12 protein-coding genes are annotated in these 13,993 nt (G+C 77.5%); 6 read left to right on the top strand and 6 right to left on the bottom strand.

Features of this window, described 5'->3' with window-relative positions:
* From ACA361_RS03215 to ACA361_RS03225, 3 genes are read right to left on the bottom strand one after another with little or no spacing between them, the layout of a single operon-like run.
* Complete coding sequence (locus tag ACA361_RS03215; RefSeq protein WP_375010247.1) at nt 1-327, bottom strand: DUF305 domain-containing protein; 327 nt, start codon at nt 325-327, stop codon at nt 1-3.
* Nucleotides 324-491, bottom strand: a complete 168-nt coding sequence (locus ACA361_RS03220; RefSeq protein ID WP_375010248.1) for a hypothetical protein — start codon at nt 489-491, stop codon at nt 324-326. The genes ACA361_RS03215 and ACA361_RS03220 overlap by 4 nt, the downstream gene beginning before the upstream one ends.
* A gap of 20 nt (nt 492-511) precedes the next feature.
* Nucleotides 512-1,729 carry an MFS transporter gene (locus ACA361_RS03225; protein ID WP_375010249.1) on the bottom strand — a complete coding sequence of 406 codons (1,218 nt, stop codon included), beginning with the start codon at nt 1,727-1,729 and terminating at the stop codon, nt 512-514.
* Nucleotides 1,730-1,849: 120 nt separating this feature from the next.
* Between ACA361_RS03225 and ACA361_RS03230 the strand changes: the two genes are divergently transcribed.
* A complete protein-coding gene (locus ACA361_RS03230) occupies nt 1,850-2,884 on the top strand; it encodes a LacI family DNA-binding transcriptional regulator (protein WP_375010250.1) in 1,035 nt (344 codons plus the stop codon).
* A 7-nt stretch (nt 2,885-2,891) separates the two neighbouring features.
* Nucleotides 2,892-3,890 (top strand): magnesium transporter CorA family protein, encoded by a 999-nt coding sequence (locus ACA361_RS03235; protein WP_375010251.1) that lies wholly within the window; start codon nt 2,892-2,894, stop codon nt 3,888-3,890.
* Here the strand turns inward: ACA361_RS03235 and ACA361_RS03240 are convergent.
* Nucleotides 3,874-6,804, bottom strand: a complete 2,931-nt coding sequence (locus tag ACA361_RS03240) for a BTAD domain-containing putative transcriptional regulator (protein WP_375010252.1) — start codon at nt 6,802-6,804, stop codon at nt 3,874-3,876. The two genes, ACA361_RS03235 and ACA361_RS03240, sit on opposite strands and share 17 nt — an antisense overlap.
* 100 nt (nt 6,805-6,904) lie before the next feature.
* Here ACA361_RS03240 and ACA361_RS03245 point away from each other — a divergent pair, with 100 nt between their 5' ends.
* The 4 genes from ACA361_RS03245 (at nt 6,905) to ACA361_RS03260 (ending at nt 12,921) form a co-directional block, all read left to right on the top strand.
* Nucleotides 6,905-9,760 carry a BTAD domain-containing putative transcriptional regulator gene (locus ACA361_RS03245; RefSeq protein WP_375010253.1) on the top strand — a complete coding sequence of 952 codons (2,856 nt, stop codon included), beginning with the start codon at nt 6,905-6,907 and terminating at the stop codon, nt 9,758-9,760.
* 80 nt (nt 9,761-9,840) lie between these two features.
* Nucleotides 9,841-11,046, top strand: coding sequence for an MFS transporter (locus ACA361_RS03250; protein WP_375010254.1), 1,206 nt, complete (start codon nt 9,841-9,843; stop codon nt 11,044-11,046).
* 40 nt (nt 11,047-11,086) lie between these two features.
* Nucleotides 11,087-12,025 (top strand): LysR family transcriptional regulator, encoded by a 939-nt coding sequence (locus tag ACA361_RS03255; protein WP_375010255.1) that lies wholly within the window; start codon nt 11,087-11,089, stop codon nt 12,023-12,025.
* Nucleotides 12,022-12,921 (top strand): serine hydrolase, encoded by a 900-nt coding sequence (locus tag ACA361_RS03260; RefSeq protein WP_375010256.1) that lies wholly within the window; start codon nt 12,022-12,024, stop codon nt 12,919-12,921. The genes ACA361_RS03255 and ACA361_RS03260 overlap by 4 nt, the downstream gene beginning before the upstream one ends.
* Here the strand turns inward: ACA361_RS03260 and ACA361_RS03265 are convergent.
* Entirely contained in the window at nt 12,918-13,484 is a 567-nt protein-coding gene (locus tag ACA361_RS03265) for a hypothetical protein (protein ID WP_375010257.1), read from the bottom strand. The genes ACA361_RS03260 and ACA361_RS03265 overlap by 4 nt on opposite strands.
* Nucleotides 13,481-13,897, bottom strand: coding sequence for a RidA family protein (locus ACA361_RS03270; RefSeq protein ID WP_375010258.1), 417 nt, complete (start codon nt 13,895-13,897; stop codon nt 13,481-13,483). Before ACA361_RS03270 ends, ACA361_RS03265 begins: the two co-directional genes overlap by 4 nt.
* Between the last annotated feature and the right edge of the window lie 96 nt (nt 13,898-13,993).

Consider the following 13,993-nt stretch of genomic DNA (forward strand, 5'->3'; position numbering starts at 1 on the left):
CTACTCCAGCAGGGCCCGCATCTCGGCGATCTCCCGCCGCTGGGTCCGGATGATCGTTCCGGCCATCTCCCTGGCGGCCGGGTGGGCGCCCCCGGCCTGCTCGTCCTCCGCCATGGCGACCGCGCCCTCATGGTGCTCGATCATCATGGTGAGGAACATCCGGTCCAGCCCGGCGCCGGTGGCCTTGCCCAGCTTCGCCATCTGGGCGGGCGTCATCATCCCGGGCATCTCGCCGCCGCCGTGCCCGCCGCCGTGCCCGGCGTGCCCGCCGTCGCCGCCCTGCTCGGACGGGACGTCGGCGCCCCACTGGCGCAGCCATCCGGTCATCGTCTCGATCTCCGGCGGTGGCCGCCATGGGCCGACAGGACCGGAGCCGCGCCGTGCACGGGGGACGGCGTCGCCGTGATCCCGTGCATCATGAACATCCCGGCGAGGAGGCCGAGCCCGATGAGGGCCGGCCACACGGTCCGCGCCGCTTCTCGCCGGGTCATGGCACCAGGGTAGTGACCGTTCAGGGGAGCCGGGCCGCGGACGTGGCGGGCGCGTCCGCGGGGGCGGCGGCGGCCGGGCGCAGCGGGCGCGCGCCGAGGAGGCAGGTGGCGAGGGCGAGCAGGCCGCCCAGGCCCGCCGCGGCGAACGCGCCGGGCACGCCCGCGAGGTCCTGGCCCACTCCCGCGGCGGCGGCCCCGATGGCGCCGCCCACGCCGAACGCGGCGACCACCCAGGCGAACGCCTCGGTCACGGTCCCGGCGGGGGCCAGCCGGTCGACGAGCGTGAAGCTGCACGCCAGCATCGGGGCCAGGAACAGCCCGCTGGCGAACGCGAGCACCGACATGGCCGGCAGGGCGGGCGCCCAGGCGAGCGGCAGGTAGCCGGCCGCGAGGGCGGCCATCAGCCAGGCGAACCGCCGGTGGTCCTCGCCGGGCCAGGGGCGCGCGCCGTAGACCAGCCCGCCGACGAGGGCGCCGAAGGACATCGCGGCCAGCAGGAGCCCGGAGGCCAGGTCGTCGCGGGCGCGCTCGGCGTAGGCGGTGGCGGCGACCGCGTACACGCCCAGGGCGATGCCCGCGCAGGTCAGGCAGGTGAGGACCACGCGCAGGCCGGGTGAGCGGAGCGGCCCCGCCCAGTCGGCCGCGCGGGGCTCGCCCCGCCAGGTACGGGACGGCGCCGACGTGGTGACGACGAGCGTCCCGGCGACGCCGAGGGCGCCGGTGAGCCCGAGCGCGGTCTCGGTGTTCACCACGGCGGCGGCGACCACGAGCAGCGGGCCGGCGGTGAAGAGGATCTCCTGGGCGGCGGCGTCCAGCGCGTACGCGGCCTTGACCTCGGCCGGGCCGGGCAGCACCCGGCTCCACAGCGCGCGCAGCCCAGCCTCCAGCGGCGGGGTGGCGAAGCCCGCCAGCACCACCGCGCCGATCGTCACCGGCAGCGGGTCGCCGCCGGTGAGCGCGAGCAGGGCGAACCCGGCGGCCGACAGCCAGGCGGCGGGGAGCAGCACCCGGGGCTGGCCGTAGCGGTCCATGGCGCGGCCGAGGATCGGCTGGCCGGCGGCCATGGCCAGGCCGAAGACGGCGCCGAGCGCGCCCGCCAGCGGGTACCCGCCGCCCTCGGCGCGCACGTGCAGGACGACCGCGAGCATGCCCATGCCGTTGGGCAGCCGGCCGAGCAGGGTGCCGCCGAGCAGGCGGGCGGCGTGGGTCACCCGCAGGAAGTCGAGGTAGGCGCGCATCCGTTCTCCAAGCCCAGGGAACACCTGGAAGTCATACGTATTACGTGTACGTCATACGTACCACTTCATGGGCCCGCGGATCTACTCTGATTCCGTCCCGACCCGCGCTAGGAGGCACCGGTGGCGAGTGGGCCCAGGACCCGGAACGGGCGGCCGACCAGCAAGGACGTCGCCCAGGAGGCGGGCGTCTCGCAGTCCACGGTCTCGCTGGTGCTGGGCGGGAAATGGGCCGGGCGGGTGTCGCCCGCGACCGCGCGGTCCGTCCAGGAGGCGGCGGAACGGCTCGGCTACCGGCCCAACGCCGCCGCCCGCAACCTGCGCCTCGGCACGACCCGCACGGTCCTGCTGGTCGTCCCCACCCTCACCGCGCCGTTCTTCGGCTCGGTCTACATCGGCGCGGCGCGGGTCGCCGCGCGGCACGGGTTCGGAGTGGTGGTCTACCCGCCCGACGACGCCGGCCCGGAGGGCACGGCGGGCGGCCCGGCCGGGAGCCCGTTCGCGGCGGCGCGCGAGGCGATCGACGGGATCATCGCCTCGTCCATGGCGCGGGACGCGCTGCGCGGCTTCGGCCCGGCGCCGGTGGTGATGCTGGACAGCGGCCCCGCCGCCGCCGCGCCGACGGTCGACTTCGCCGTCGAGGACGGGATGCGCGCCGTCGTCGCCCATCTCGCCGGGCTCGGCCACCGGCGGATCGGCCATGTCGCGGTGGCGCTGGACGAGTGGACGTTCCGGGCCCGCGGCGAGGCGGTCGCGGCGGCCGTCCGCGCGCTGCCGGGCGGCCGGTACGACCGCGCGGCCGGGGCGATCGACGTCCACTCCGCCCGGGACGCGGCCGGCCGCCTGCTCGACCTGCCGGTGCCGCCGACCGCGCTGGTCTGCGACGACGACCTGATGGCGGCGGGCGCGTTCAAGGCGGCCCGGGCGCGGGGCCTGGACATCCCCGGCGACGTCTCGGTCACGGGGTTCGACGACGTCCAGGTGGCGGTGGCGCTGGAGCCGGAGCTGACCACGGTGCGGCTGCCGGCCAGGGAGCTGGGCGCGCAGGGCATGAGCGCGCTGCTGGACCTGCTGGAGGGCGGCCGTCCCGGGCCGCGCTCGCTGCCGGTGGAACTGGTCGTGCGCGCCTCGACGGCCCCGCCCTCTCCAGGGGTATAGGCGGTCCATGGGGGACACGGGGCGGAACGGCGCGGGGCCGCGCACCCGGATGTGGCGGGACGGCCGGCTGGAGGCGGCGGGCTTCCCGCACTCCGAGCTGCCGGAGCGGCTGCGCGAACCCGGCGCCGTGGTCTGGCTCGACCTGCGCGACCCCCGCGAGGAGGAGCTGCGGCTCGTCGCGGGCGAGCTGGGCCTGGACCCGATCGCGATCGAGGACGCCGTCTCGTCCCACGAGCGCACCAAGCTCGACCACTACCGCGACTACGCGTTCCTGAACGCCTACGCCCCCGAGGTGTCCGGCGGGGCGCTGGTCATGCACGAGGTGTCGGCGTTCGTCTCGGACCGGGTGCTGGTGACCGTGCGGCAGGGCGGCGGGTTCGACGTGGACGCCCTGGTCGAGCGCTGGGACGAGGGGCCGCGGCCGCCCGGGGCCCGCGGCACGGTCCTGCTGCTGTACGGCCTGCTGGACATGCTCGTCGACCTCCAGCTCGACGCGGCGCAGGCGCTCGACGACGAGGCCGACGCGCTGGAGGGGCTGATCTTTGACGAGGAGTCGTCCGCGATCCGGGAGATCCAGCGGCGCGGCTTCCGGCTGCGCAAGGACCTGGCCGCGCTGCGCCGGGTCGCGCTGCCGATGCGGGAGATCGTCAACGCGCTGCTGCGCCATCCGGACCGGACCGTGCCGGAGCCGCTGGTGCCGTACTTCCAGGACGTGTACGACCACACGCTGCGCATCGGCGAGTGGACCGACGGCCTGCGCGACCTGGTCGCCAACCTGATGGACACGCGGGTGGCGATGCAGGGCAACCGGCTCAACGAAGTGATGAAGAAGGTCACCAGCTGGGCGGCGATCATCGCGGTGCCGACCGCCGTCACCGGCTGGTACGGGCAGAACCTCCCGTTCCCCGGCTACGCTAAGGAGTGGGGGCTGGCCGTCAGCGTGGCGCTCATCGCCGGGTCGATGGCCGTGCTGTACGCGGTGTTCAAGGTCAAGGACTGGCTCTGAGATCGTCGGCGGCGGCGTCGCCGTCCAGCAGCCGCCGCACCTCCCCGGCCTCCGGGACGCCGAGCCCGCCGTACAGTTCCAGCGCCTCCTCCCAGCAGCGGCGCGCGCCGTCCGGCTCGCCGAGCGCGGCCAGGACCCGGCCGAGGACGGTCAGCGCCCGGCCCTGCTGGTACTGGTCGCCGATCTCGCGCCCGACGGCCAGCGACTTCCCGGCGCTCGACCGGGCCTCCCGCGGCCGGCCGAGTCGCAGCCGGGTCTCGGCGATCCGCAGCAGCACGTACGACTCGCGCGCCCGCAGGCCCTGCGACCAGCAGATCGCCAGCGCGTCGTCGAAGCGGGCGAGCGCCTCGTCCGGCCGGCCGAGGCCGCGCAGCGCGATCCCGAGCGTGTAGAGCGCGTACGCCTCGCCGGCGGCGTGCCCGCCGGCCCGGGCCAGCTCGCGGGCGCGTTCGGCGGCCGGGACGGCCTCGGCGGCGGCGCCGGTCTCCACGTACGCGTAGGCGAGGTTGCCGGTCCGCTCGGCCTCGCCCGCCGCGTCGCCGAACTCGCGGCCGAGGGCGAGGGCGCGCTCGATGTGGCCGATGGCCTCCGCGGCGGCGCCCTCGTAGAACGCCACGTGCGAGAGCAGGTCGAGGGCCGGGAGCAGCAGGAGGCGGTCGTCCAGCTCCTCGCACAGCGCGGCGGTCCGCTCGCCGTGCTCGCGGGCCGCGGCGAGCCGGCTGGTGTGGGTGAGCACCCGGCCCGTCTCCAGCCGGGCCCGCGCCTCGACGCGGGCGTCGCCGCGCCGCAGCCCGGCGTCCAGCAGGGCGCGCGCGGCCGGGAGCGCCTCGTCCCAGCGGAAGGTGTCCTCCAGCACGGGGTCCAGGGCGACGAGCAGGTCGGCGGCCTGGAGCAGCACGGCCGGCTCGGCGCCCGCGTCCCCGGCGACCTGCCCGATCACGGCGAGCAGGTCGGCGAGGAACCCGGACACCCAGTCGCGCGCCTCGTTCGCGGTGCGGAACGCCCGGCCGCCGCCGTCGTCGGGGACCGGGGCGCCGGGGCGGAGCAGCCGGACGGCGCCGCGCTGGGTGGCGAGCATGGAGCGCAGCAGGCGGCGCAGCGCGGCGTCGCGCTCGCCGTCCTCGCCGGGCAGGCCGCGGGCGAACAGCCACAGCAGGTCGTGGTAGCGGTAGCGGTCGGGCGACGGCGCGTCCAGCAGGCCGAGGTCGACCAGCGACTCCAGGACGCGCTCGGCCTCGGCGGCCGAGGTGCCGAGCAGCGCGGCGGCGCCGTCCAGGCACAGGCAGCTGGTCTCGGGGACGGCCAGCAGCCGGAACGCCCGCGCCGCCTCGGGGTCGAGCTGGTCGTACCCGAGCCGGAACGTCGCCTCGACGCCCAGGTCGCCGATGCGCAGCTCGGCCAGCCGCCGGTGGCGGTCCGACAGCCGTTCGGCCAGCGACCGGATCGACCAGCCGGGGCGGGCCGCCAGCCGCGCCGCCGCGATCCGCACGGCCAGCGGCAGGAACCCGCACAGCGCGACGGTGTCGACCACGGCCCGCCGCTCGGCCGCCGCCCGCGGGCCGACGATGCCGGTGAACAGCGTGACCGCCTCGACCGGGTCCAGGACGTCCAGGTCGACCGCGCGCACGCCGGGCGGCCCGGACAGGCGGGACCGCGAGGTCACCAGGACGGCGCAGCCCCGCGCCCCGGGCAGCAGCGGGCGGATCTGGGCGGCGTCCCGGGCGTTGTCGAGCAGGATCAGCACCCGCCGGTCGGCCAGCACCGACCGGTACAGCGCGGACCGCTCCTGCTCCCCTTCCGGTACGGCCGAGCCGGGCACGCCGAGCGCGCGGAGCAGCTCCCCCAGCGCCACGGCGGGCGGCACCGGGCGGCCGCCGGTGCCGAGCAGGTCGATGTAGAGCTGGCCGCCGGGGTAGGCGTCGCGGACGGCGTGGGCGACGTGCACGGCCAGCGCGGTCTTGCCGACGCCGCCGACGCCGGACACGGCCACGACCGCGGGCGCCAGGCGCTCCTCCTGGGAGAGCCACCCGGTCATCTCCCGGACCAGCGCCGCGCGCCCGGTGAAGTCGGCCAGGTCGGCGGGGAGCGAGGCGGGCCGCTCGACCGGCGCGGCGGCCGGGACGGGCGGTGCCGGCGGCGGGCCGGGCGGGGAGAGGGACGGGTCGTTGCGCAGCAGGCGCGCGTGCAGGTCGCGCAGCGCGGGGCCGGGGTCGACGCCGAGCTCGGCGGCCAGCGTGCGGCGGGCGGACTCGTACTCCCGCAGCGCCTCGGCCTGCCGCCCGCACCGGTACAGCGCGGTCATCAGCAGCCCGCGCAGCGGCTCCCGCAGGGGGTGCTCGCGGCTCAGCGCGGCCAGCTCGCCGACGATCTCGCCGTGCCGGCCCAGGGCGAGGTCGGCTTCGAGGCGCTCGCGCAGGACGGCCAGCCGCCGTTCGGCGAGCCGTTCCCTGGCGGCCTCGGCGTGCGGTCCCGGGAGGCCGGGCAGCGGGGCGCCGTCCCACAGGTCCAGGGCGCGGCCGAGCAGCTCCCGGGCGCGGGCGCGGTCGTCCCGGTCGCGCGCCCGGCCGGCCTCGGCCGCGAGGCTCTCGAAGACTTCGGCGTCCAGCATTCCGGGGACGGCGCGGAGGGCGTAGCCTTTCCCGGTCGAGACCAGGACCTCGGGGACGGCCCGGTCGGTCTCGAGGACCTGGCGGAGTCTGGAGGCGTACGTGCGCACCGTTCCCACGGCACGGGCCGGCGGGTCGTCTCCCCACAGCGCGTCCACCAGGCCGTCGACCGACAGCGTCCGGCCCCGGGCGAGCAGCAGCGCGGCGAGCATCGCGCGCTGCTGCGGGCCGCCGAGCGCCAGCTCGCGGGTGCCGCGCCAGGCGCGCACGGGCCCGAGGACGGCGAAGCGCGGCGCGGGGGTGCTCACAGCAGTGGAGTCTCTCATCCGGACTTGACGATCTTCGGTGCGACCAGCGGGCCGATGCCCGCCGAGCCGCCGTTTATATCGCCGCATATGGTGCTTTGCAATGGAAATGCTCCCGGTTCCGCTCACGTTCGCCGTCCTCGGGCCCCCGCGGGCCTGGCGCGGCGGCGCCGAGCTGCCCCCGGGACCGCCGCAGCAGCGCGCCGTGCTGGCCGCGCTGCTGCTCCGGGAGGGCCGGCCCGCCACCGCGCAGGAGCTCGTCGACGCCGTCTGGGGCGAGGACCCGCCGCGCCGCGCGGTCGGCGCGCTGCGCACCTACGCCGCGCGGCTGCGCCGCCTGCTGGAGCCCGCGGCGGACGGCGCGTACGAGGTCCTGGTGTCGGTCGGCGACGGGTACGCCCTGCGCGTCCCGGACGGCGCCCTGGACGCCACCGCGTTCGAGCGCGACATCGCCGCCGCCGAGCGCGCCCGCGCCGACGGCCGCCCGGCCGAGGCCCGCGACCTGCTGCGCGCCGCGCTGGCCCGCTGGTACGGCGAGCCGCTCGCGGGCGTGCCCGGCCCGTACGCGCTGGCCCACCGGCTCCGGCTGCTCGAACGCCGGCTGGCCGCCGCCGAGACCCGGCTGGGCCTCGACCTGGAGCTGGGCGGCGGCGCGGACCTCGTCCCGGAGCTGACCGCGCTGGTCGCCGCGCATCCGCTGCGCGAGCGGCTGCGCGGCCTGCTGATGCTGGCCCTGCACCGCGCGGGCCGGCACGCGGAGGCCCTGGAGGTGTACGCCGAGACCCGCCGCGCGCTGGTCGACGACCTGGGCATCGAGCCCGGCCGGGACCTGTCGGACCTGCACCGCCGGCTGCTGTCGGGACCGGCCGGGCCCGAGCCCGAGCCGCCCGCCGAGCCGCCGCCGCCCGCGCCGCCGTCGCCGGCCCAGCTGCCCGGCGACGTGCCCGACTTCACCGGCCGCGAGCGGCTCGTCGGCGAGCTGCGCGGGACGCTGCTCGCCACGCCCCGCCGCGCCGTCGCGATCACCGCGCTGTCCGGGCCCGGCGGGGTCGGCAAGACGGCGCTGGCGCTGCATGTGGCGCACCAGGTCAGGGACGGTTTCCCGGACGGCCAGCTCTACATCGACCTGCGCGGCGCCGGCGGCGACCCGGCCGACCCGCACCCGGTGCTGGGCGCGTTCCTGGAGGCCCTCGGGGTGGAACGTGACGCGATCCCGGCGGGGCTGCCCGAGCGCGCCGCCCTCTACCGCACCCGGCTGGCCGGCCGGCGCGTCCTGGTGCTGCTGGACGACGCCCGCGACGCCCGCCAGGTCAGGCCGCTGCTGCCCGGCTCGCCGTCCTGCGCGGTACTGATCACCAGCCGGTCCAAGCTGGGCGGGCTCGGCGCCCGGCCGGTGGACCTCGACGTGATGGAGCCCGCCGAGGCGCGCGCCCTGGCCGCCCGGATCGTCGGCGCCGAGCGCCTGGACGCCGAGCCGGCCGCCACCGCCGAGCTGCTGGCGGCCTGCGGCCGGCTGCCCCTCGCGGTCCGCATCGTGGCCGCCCGGCTCGCGGCCCGCCCGTCCTGGACGGTCGCCGCGCTGGCGGCCCGGCTCGCCGACCGCAGCCGCCGGCTGGGCGAGCTGCGGGTGGCCGACCTGGCCGTGGAGGCCGCGTTCCGGCTCGGCTACGAGCAGCTCGACCCGGCGCGGCGGCGGGCGTTCCGGCTGCTCGCGCTGGCCGAAGGGCCGACGGTGTCCGCCGGCGCCGCCGCGGCGCTGCTCGGCCTGCCGCTCCTGGACGCCGAGGAGCTGTGCGAGTCGCTGGTCGACGCCAGCCTGCTGCGCTCCCCCACCGCCGGCCGGTACCGCTACCACGACCTGCTGAAGCTGTACGCGCGGCAGCGCGCCGAACGCGACGAGCGCCCCGAGGACGCGGCCGCCGCCCTGCACCGGCTGTTCCACTTCTACCTGGCCACCGCCCGCCGCGCGCACCTGCTCGCCGAGCCCGGCGACGGCCGGGCCCGCAACGGGCTGCTCCCGGCCGCGGTGCCCGGCCTGGACTTCGCCGGCCCGGACGCGGCGCGGGACTGGTTCTTCGCCGAGGCGCCCGCGCTGTTCGCCGTGATCGGCCAGGCCGCCCGGACGGGCTCCGGCACGGGGACGGGCGCCGGCGCGGGGACGGCGCTCCCGCTGGCCGCCGACCTGCTGCTGCTGACCGAGACGCTCGTCGAGTCCGGCGTCCACGCCCGGGAGTGCGAGCGGGCCGCGTACGCGGTGATCGACGCCGCCTGGGAGGGCCGCGACCCGCACGGCGAGGGCCGCGCCCACCTGCACCTGGGCGGGATCTACCACAACGCCGGCCGGCTGGACGACGCCCGCGCGGTGAGCGGGGTGGCGCTGCGCCGCGGCCGGGAGACCGGCGACCTCTGGCTCGCCGCCGCCGCGCTGGAGCTGCTCGGCCGGTGCGCGTTCATGGCCGGGCGGCGGGAGGAGTCGCTGCGCCGCCACATCGAGGCGCTGGACGCGTTCCGCAAGCTCGGCGACCGGCACGGGGAGGGCCGCACGCTCAGCTCCCTGGCCCGCGCGCTGCTCGCCGCCGGCCGCCCCGACGAGGCCCTCGCCGCCGCCGAGCGCGGGCTGGCGCTGCTCCGCGAGCACGGCGGCGGCCACCGCTGCGGCTACGCCCTCTACCAGCTCGGGATCGTCCTGGACGCGGCCGGCCGCGGCACGGAGGCGCTGGCCTGCCTGGGGAAGGCGCGCGACGCGTTCCGGGCGCACCGCTGCCGGCGGTGGGAGGGGCTGGCGATGTTCCGGATCGCCGAGACCCGGCTCCGCCTCGGCCGGCCGTGCGAGGCGGCCCGGGCGGCCGAGGAGGCCGGCGAGGCGCTGCGCGTGCTCCGCGAGAGCGGGCACGCCTGGGGCCAGGCGCAGGCGCTCCGCGTCCTCGCCGACGCGCTCCGCACCCGGGTGGCCACCTAGCCCGATATCCATGTTCGTATCGATTCCTGACCCATCGCCATATTGGACCCTTCTCGCCTCCCTCTGGTCTCCTCTCTCCCGTGCCTCCCGTGATCGCCGCCGCTCCCGCCGCCGCGCCCGTCCCCGTCCCGCCGCCCGACGCCGGTCCGGGCGACCGGCGGGTGATCGTGACGACGGTCGCCATCCAGCTCGCCACCTGCCTGGGCTTCTTCGGCGTGATGACGCATCTGGTGGCGCACCTGCGGCACGACCTGCACCTGCTGGCCGGCACGGTCGGGCTGATCATGGGGGTGCGGCTCGGCGTCCAGTACGTGCTGCTGCTGCCGGTCGGCGCGGTCACCGACCTGCTCGGGCCGCGCCGTACCGGGGTGCTCGCCTGCGTCCTGCGCGCGCCCGGCTTCCTCCTGCTGGGGACGGCGACCGAGACCGGCCCGCTGCTCGCCGCCGCCGTGATCATCGGCGCGGGCGGCGCGCTCTACAACCCCGCCGCCCAGAGCCTGCTGGCCGGGGTGTCCCCGGAGCGCCGCGCCGCGGGCTTCGCCGCGTACGTCGCGACCCAGCACATCGGGACGATCGCGGGCCCGCTCGTGGGCCTCGGCCTGCTGGCCGCCGGCCCCGGCTTCCCCCTGGTCACGGGCGCGGCCGCCGCCACCTGGGTGGTCGCCGGCGTCCTGTTCCTGCTCCTGCCGCGCGGCACGCGCCAGGCCGCGCCGCCGCGCCCCCGCGACGTCCTCACCGGAGTACGGGCGGTGCTCCGCGACCGCCGGTTCCTGCTGTTCGCGGTGATGACGGCGCCCACGACGCTGCTCGCCAACCACATCATGACCGCCGTGCCGAACCTGGGCTTCGGTTCCGGCGCGGCGACGCTCTCGTTCAGCGTGCTCGCCGCGGTCGCGGCCGCCGCCCAGCCGTTCGTCGCCGCCGGCGGGCGCGGCGAGCACCCCTGGGTGCTGCGCGCGGGCCTGCTGTGCGCGGCGGCGGCGTTCCTGGTGCTCGCGCCGCTGGACGGCACGGAGACCGGCCCGCTGATGCTGGCCGCCGTGCTCAACGGCGTCTCCAACGGCCTCGTGCAGCCGTCGATCTTCCAGCGCGCCGCCCGGCACGCCCCGCCCGCCCGCTTCGGCTCGTACTACGGCGTGCTGGCGTCGTTCGCGGGCCTGTTCGCGTGCGCGGGCGACCTGGTGATCGGCCGGCTGTTCGATCTGGGACCGGCCGGCGCGGCCGCCGCGCTGACCGGTGTCGCCGCGTGCGCGCTGGCGGCGGCGTTCGGCACGAGGGGGCCGTGATGGGCGGGCCCCCATATCCGGATTGCTATGATCCCTGCTCGTGAATCTGGTGGGGCACCTCCGGTGCTTCGTCGTCGTGGCCGAGGAACTGCACTTCGGCCACGCCGCCGAGCGGCTGGGGATGGCGCAGCCGCCGCTCAGCCAGCGGATCCAGCGGTTGGAGAGGGAACTGGGCGTACGGCTGTTCGACCGGTCGAGCCGCCGGGTGGAGCTGACCGCGCCGGGGCGGCTGCTGCTGGACGAGGCGCGCGAGTTCCTGGCCCGCGCCGACCGCATCTACTCGCTGGCCGACCGGGTGCGGGCCGGCGGGTCCGGCGCGCTGCGGGCCGGGCTGCCGCCGGGGCTCGGCGGGGACGTGGTCGCGGCGCTCATCGCGGCGTTCCGGGACCGGCATCCCGAGCTGCGGCTGGACCTGCGCGAGCTGCCGACCGGCGAGCAGGTGCGGGCGCTCGCCGACGGGATCCTGGACGTCGGGGTGCTGCGGCATCCCGCCGACACCCGCGGCCTCACCCTGGGCCCGCTCCTGGGCCAGCCCGTCGGGGTGCTGCTCCCCGACCCGGCCGCCGCGGGCGAGGTGCACCTGCCCGACCTCGCCGGCCGGGACCTGGTCGTGTTCCCCCGGGACGAGGCGCCGGGCGCGTACGACGAGCTGCTGGTCACCTGCCGGCGGCACGGGTACGACCCGCCCGCCGTGCACGAGGCCGGCAACCCGCAGTTCGCGCTCGGCCTGGTCCTGGCGGGGACGGCGGTCGCGCTCACGCCCCGTACGGCGGAGGCGCCGGGGGTGGTGTGGCGGCCGCTGGCCGGGGAGCCGCTGACCCTGCGCACGTCCTGCGCGTGGCGGCGCGACGACGGCGCGGTGGCCGAGTTCGCGGCGGTCGCGACGGCCGTGCTGCGGCGCGAGGCCGGGATGCGGACGATCGAGCGGCCGCCCGCCCGGCGGGTCGTGCCGCGGCCGGACGCGGGGTTCCTGGCATGACCGCCGCGACGAGCCTGGACGCCGCCGGGGAGCGCATCGAGGGCCGCTTCCGCGAGGTGGGCGTCACCGGCCACCTGTACGCGGCGGACATCGACACCGGCCGGGAGATCGCCGTGCGCGGCGACGCGCTCGTGGTGCTCGCGTCGGTGTTCAAGGTCCCGCTGCTGGTGACGCTGCACCGGCTGGCCGCGGCGGGCGCCTTCGACCTCGCCGAGGCCGTCACGCTGCCGCCGGAGGGCCGGACCAGCGGCCCCACCGGCATCTCGGCGATGCTGGACGAGGTGCGGATGTCGCTGCGCGACCTGTCCGCCCTGATGATCACGGTGAGCGACAACGCGGCGGGCGACGTGCTGTACGCCCGGGTCGGGCCGGCGGCGGTGAACGCCGCGATGGACGAGCTGGGCCTGCACCGCACCCGCGTCGTCGCCGACGGCCGCGAGCTGCACGACGCCCTGCTCCGCGACGCCGGGGTGGCGGACTTCGGGGACCTGTGGGAGCGGCTGGACGAGCCGGGGCTGCTGCCGTCGCTGCGGGTGCTGGACCCCGAGCGGACCAACCGGAGCACGCCGCGGGAGATCGCCCGGCTGCTGGCGTCCATCTGGCGGGACGAGGCGGCCCCGGCGGACGCGTGCGCGCAGATGCGGCGCCTCTTCGGCCTCCAGGTGTGGCCGCACCGGCTCTCGTCCGGCTTCCCGTTCGACGACGTGCGGGTCAGCGGCAAGACCGGGACCCTGCCCACGATCCGGAACGAGGTGGGCGTCGTCGAGTACCCCGACGGCGGCCGCTACGCGGTCGCGGTGTTCACGCGCTCGCTGGGCACCGGGGCGGTGATGCCGGAGGTCGACGCCGCCATCGGCACCACCGCCCGGATGGCCGTCGAGGCGCTGCGCTCCTAGCCGCCGCGGCGGTCCAGCTCGTCGAGGAGGGCGTGGTCGAGCGGGGCGCAGGGCTCGGCCACGAGGGTGCCCCGGAACGCGCGGCGCGGCACGGAGGCCCCGCCGAGCTCGATGAACACGCCGCTGCAGTCCTGGTAGAACGCGCCTCCGCGCTCGAACAGGTAGAGGAGCGGGTCGTACGGGCCCGGCAGATCGGGCAGTTCCGCGCCGTCCTCCTGGAGCGCCGCGAAGTCGAGGGCGGCGACGATCATCTTCCCGGCCACCTGCGACCCGCGCAGGTGCGGGGGCAGCGCCTCCCGGACGCGCTCCACCGTTCCGGGGTCGGCCCGCACGTCGCCGCCCACCAGGGCGGCCACGTCCAGGAACGGCCCGCCGGCGGGCCGCCCGAAGTGGTCGAACCACCAGGCCGAGCGGCGGCAGAACTCCTTGAACAGCGCCACCCGGGAGCGGACCCGGTCCGGGCCGTCCGGCCACTCGTCCGACCAGTCGACGGCGGTCAGGCGGCCGGCCAGCGCCGCGACGGGCCCCGTTCCCGCCGGGCCCGTCGCGGCCGGGCCGGTCACGGGCGGGCGCCGGTGATCACGGCGACGGCCTCGACCTCCACGAGCTGGTCGTCGTACCCGAGGACGGCCACGCCCAGCAGCGTGCTCGGCGCGTCGTGGTCGCCCATGTGCGCGCGGACGACCTCCCACGCCTCCCCCAGGTCCTCCTGGCGAGACGACGCCACGTACACGGTGGTCTTGACGATGTCGGTCAGCGCGGCGCCGGCGCCCTCCAGCGCGGCGGTCAGGTTGCGCATCACCTGGCGGGCCTGCCCGGCGTAGTCGCCGGGCGCCACCGTGGCGCCGGCGGCGTCGAGCGGGCAGGCGCCGGCCGTCCAGACGGCGCGTACGGGGGTTTCCGCCTCTGCGGCGTAGGCGTAGTCGACGGTCTGGGCGAGGTCGGGGTTGCGGATCAGGCGGACACCGGTGGTCATGATCCATTCCTACCGCGCGGCCCCTGATGGGCCGAACGGTTTTCGGGCCGGATCGGCCCGGATCGGTATCGTGTGGCCGCCGGAGGAGGAAACGCT

The organism is Actinomadura sp. 21ATH, from assembly GCF_041951345.1.
GTDB lineage: Bacteria > Actinomycetota > Actinomycetes > Streptosporangiales > Streptosporangiaceae > Spirillospora.

What these genes read in the sequence shown, in the direction of transcription:
- ACA361_RS03215 (WP_375010247.1), bottom strand. Translation starts at nt 327, where the DNA reads ATGACCGGATGGCTGCGCCAGTGGGGCGCCGACGTCCCGTCCGAGCAG.
- ACA361_RS03220 (WP_375010248.1), bottom strand. Translation starts at nt 491, where the DNA reads ATGACCCGGCGAGAAGCGGCGCGGACCGTGTGGCCGGCCCTCATCGGG.
- ACA361_RS03225 (WP_375010249.1), bottom strand. Translation starts at nt 1,729, where the DNA reads ATGCGCGCCTACCTCGACTTCCTGCGGGTGACCCACGCCGCCCGCCTG.
- ACA361_RS03235 (WP_375010251.1), top strand. Translation starts at nt 2,892, where the DNA reads ATGGGGGACACGGGGCGGAACGGCGCGGGGCCGCGCACCCGGATGTGG.
- ACA361_RS03245 (WP_375010253.1), top strand. Translation starts at nt 6,905, where the DNA reads ATGGAAATGCTCCCGGTTCCGCTCACGTTCGCCGTCCTCGGGCCCCCG.
- ACA361_RS03260 (WP_375010256.1), top strand. Translation starts at nt 12,022, where the DNA reads ATGACCGCCGCGACGAGCCTGGACGCCGCCGGGGAGCGCATCGAGGGC.
- ACA361_RS03270 (WP_375010258.1), bottom strand. Translation starts at nt 13,897, where the DNA reads ATGACCACCGGTGTCCGCCTGATCCGCAACCCCGACCTCGCCCAGACC.